The following is a 3,312-nucleotide window of genomic DNA, read 5'->3' as shown; positions in this document are numbered from 1 at the left end:
ACTTGTACCCGTTTTCCGCGATGTGGTCCTTGCGGCCCTGGAGGTTGTCGCCCAAAAGCAGATCGAAGACCTCCGCCGTGCGCTCCACATCCTCGGGCATCACCCGGATCAGGCGGCGGGTCTCGGGGTTCATGGTGGTCAGCCACATCATATCCGGCTCGTTTTCGCCAAGGCCCTTGGAGCGGTCGATCTTGTACTTCTTGCCCTCCAGCTCCTTGACAATGTCGTTTTTCTCCTTGTCGGAGTATGCAAACCAGGTCTTGCCGCCGCAGTTGATCTCAAAGAGAGGCGTCTCCGCGATATAGACATAGCCCTCCCGGATCAGGGTGGGCGTCAGGCGGTAGAGCATGGTGAGCACCAGTGTGCGGATCTGAAAACCGTCCACGTCGCCATCGGTGCAGATGACCACCTTGTTCCACCGCAGGTTATTCAGATCGAAAGCTGCTACGTCCTTGACGTGCTTGTTCTGGACCTCCACGCCGCAGCCCAGCACTTTGATGAGGTCTGTGATGACGTCGCTTTTGAAAATACGGGCGTAGTCCGCCTTCAGGCAGTTGAGGATCTTGCCCCGGATGGGCATGATGCCCTGGTACTCCGCATCCCGGGCCTGCTTAACGCTGCCCAGGGCGCTGTCGCCCTCCACAATGTAGATCTCCCGCTTGCTCACATCCTTGGTGCGGCAGTCCACGAACTTCTGGACCCGGTTGGCGATGTCAATGGTGCCGGAGAGCTTTTTCTTGATGTTCAGACGGGTCTGCTCCGCCTTCTCCCGGCTGCGCTTGTTGAGCAGCACCTGCTCGCCGATCTTCTCCGCGTCGAAGTGATTTTCGATGAAATAGATCTCCAGATTGCTGCGGAGAAACTCCGACATGGCCTCCTGGATGAACTTGTTGGTGATGGCCTTTTTGGTCTGGTTTTCATAACTGGTCTGGGTGGAGAAGTTGTTGCTCACCAGCACCAGGCAATCCTCCACATCGGCCCAGGTGATCTTGCTCTCGTTTTTCTGGTACTTGCCCTGGTCCCGGAGGTATTTGTCGATGGCAGAGACAAAGGCGGACTTGGTGGCCTTCTCCGGGCTGCCGCCGTGCTCCAGCCAGCTGGAGTTGTGATAGTGTTCGATGATGTTCACCCGGTTGGAAAAGCACAGGGCCACGCTGAGCTTGACCTTGTACTCCGGCTTGTCCGCCCGGTCCCGGCCCTTCTTCTCCGCCTGCCAGAACACGGGGGCGGTGAGGGCCCCCTCGCCGGCAAGCTCCTGGACATAGTCCATGATGCCGTTTTCATAAAGAAAGTCCGTCTCCTCAAACTGGCCCGGCGCCGTCTCGCTGCGGAAGCGGAAGGTAATGCCGGCGTTCACCACCGCCTGGCGCTTCATGACGTCGGTAAAGTATTCCGCCGGGATGGCGATGTCGGTAAACACATCCAAGTCCGGTAGCCACCGGGTGCGGGTACCAGTCTTTTTCTGCTGCCCTTTGGGCAGGGGGGTCTTGGTGAGCTCTCCCACCAGCTCGCCCCGCTCGAAGTGGAGGCGGTACTCAAAGCCGTCCCGCCAGACCGTCACGTCCATGTAGCGGGAAGCGTATTGGGTGGCGCAGGCGCCCAGACCGTTGAGACCCAGGGAGTACTCGTAGTTGTCGCCGGAGCCGTTGTCATATTTGCCGCCGGCGTAGAGTTCACAGTACACCAGCTCCCAGTTGTAGCGCTGTTCCTTTTCGTTCCAGTCCACCGGGCAGCCCCGGCCCGCGTCCTCCACCTGGATGGAACGGTCGGCAAAGCGGGTGAGGGTGATGACCCGGCCGTGGCCCTCCCGGGCCTCGTCGATGGAGTTGGAGAGAATTTCAAAGACCGCGTGCTCGCAGCCGTCCAGTCCGTCGGAGCCGAAAATAACGCCGGGCCGCTTGCGCACCCGGTCCGCTCCTTTTAACGATGAGATACTGTCATTGCCGTAATCGTTCTTCTTGCTTGCCATAGGTCCTCCGAACCGGCGGAAAGCGCCGGGAATTTCTAAATATATAGGTATTGTACCACAGCTGACGCCGCGCTTTCAAGTCTCCGGCAAAAAGCGGGGGATTCCCCCCGCTTTCTCCGCACTTTACCCGGATTTTTCAAAAAATGTTGTTGCGTAAAATTTCTCATAACATGGCTGCCACCCCCTCAATCCACTCCCCCTGTGGAGTTTTAAACATTTTCCACAGAGTTTTCAACACCGTTATGTAAACTTGTGAACCATTTAAAAAATACCCCACCTCTCCGGTCTCCTTTTTTCGCCGGAAATCCCAGGAAAATCAAGGGTTCCATCAGTGGCGAAGATTCGTTTTTCAGAGGCGGACGAGGTGCCTTTCTCTTTCGGCAGGACAATCTTTTTAAAAGAGCCTCAAAAGTGTTGCATTTGCAATGTATTAAAATATCCGGATATACTAATATGAATGCAGAAAGAACAAGCGCCCATCCCCAACAAAACAGGAAATAAGGAGATTTGATCGTATGATGAAGTTCTATATCTGCAAGCACTGCGGCAATGTGATCACGAAGCTGACTTCTTCCCAGGTCCCCGTTCAATGCTGTGGGGAGGATATGCAGCCCCTGGAAGCCGGCGTCACTGACGCGGCAGTGGAAAAGCACGTGCCCGCCGTCACGGTGGAGGGCAATCTGGTAAAGGTCCACGTGGGCTCTGTGACCCATCCCATGACCGCCGAGCATCTCATCCAGTGGGTGGCTGTAGTCACCGACCGGGACGCTTTGATCCACTGGTTCCATCCCGAGGAGGCCCCGGAGGCGGTGTTCGCCCTGGCGGAGGGCCAGCAGGCCAAGGAGGTCTATGCCTACTGCAATCTCCACGGTCTGTGGAAGAAGGAACTGTAATTTCATCCCAACCTGCAAACGGGCCGGTACGATGCATCGTACCGGCCTGTTTTTTCGTGTGCAACCTCTGGTTGCGGCCATTCCAGTTCCGGCTGGTTGCGCGCAACCGCCGCTCTCTGGTATCATGGGGGCAGAAACGAGAGGGGGCGACACCATGGAGTTTTCCAAAAATTTGTCCCGGGAGCGGAAGGCCCGGGGGCTGAGTCAGGAGGAGCTGGCCGCCCGGCTGGGCGTCTCCCGGCAGGCGGTGAGCAAGTGGGAGACCGGCGAGGCCGCGCCGGACCTTCCCAAGCTGCTGGCCCTGGCGGATGCGCTGGAGCTGCCGCTGGACACGCTGTGCGGCCGGGAAACGGCAGACGGCACTCCGGCAGTCCCTGCCCCAACAGAGAAGGCTGTCTCTCCGACAGCCGGTGTCTCTCTGCGGCTGTGGCCGGGGGTGTGTGGGGGGTG

At 58.2% G+C, this 3,312-nt stretch carries 3 protein-coding genes; 2 read left to right on the top strand and 1 reads right to left on the bottom strand.

Annotated elements, in window-relative coordinates:
* Window positions 1-1,969, bottom strand: a 1,969-nt coding sequence (locus QZL67_RS05795; protein ID WP_292919957.1) for a type IIA DNA topoisomerase subunit B, incomplete at its 3' end; no start/stop codon positions are given.
* 518 nt (window positions 1,970-2,487) lie between these two features.
* Here QZL67_RS05795 and QZL67_RS05790 point away from each other — a divergent pair.
* Together QZL67_RS05790 and QZL67_RS05785 are read left to right on the top strand one after the other, a co-directional pair.
* Window positions 2,488-2,862, top strand: a complete 375-nt coding sequence (locus tag QZL67_RS05790) for a desulfoferrodoxin family protein (RefSeq protein ID WP_292919961.1) — start codon at window positions 2,488-2,490, stop codon at window positions 2,860-2,862.
* A 154-nt stretch (window positions 2,863-3,016) separates the two neighbouring features.
* Window positions 3,017-3,312 (top strand): helix-turn-helix domain-containing protein (locus tag QZL67_RS05785; RefSeq protein WP_292919955.1); only part of this gene is annotated, 296 nt, incomplete at its 3' end.

Origin of the sequence: Oscillibacter sp. CAG:155 (genome assembly GCA_000436875.1) — a bacterium.
In the GTDB taxonomy this organism is placed as follows: Bacteria; Bacillota; Clostridia; order Oscillospirales; family Oscillospiraceae; genus Oscillibacter.
Note: the sequence above shows the minus strand (reverse complement) of the source record. Positions and strands in the feature narration are given on the sequence as shown.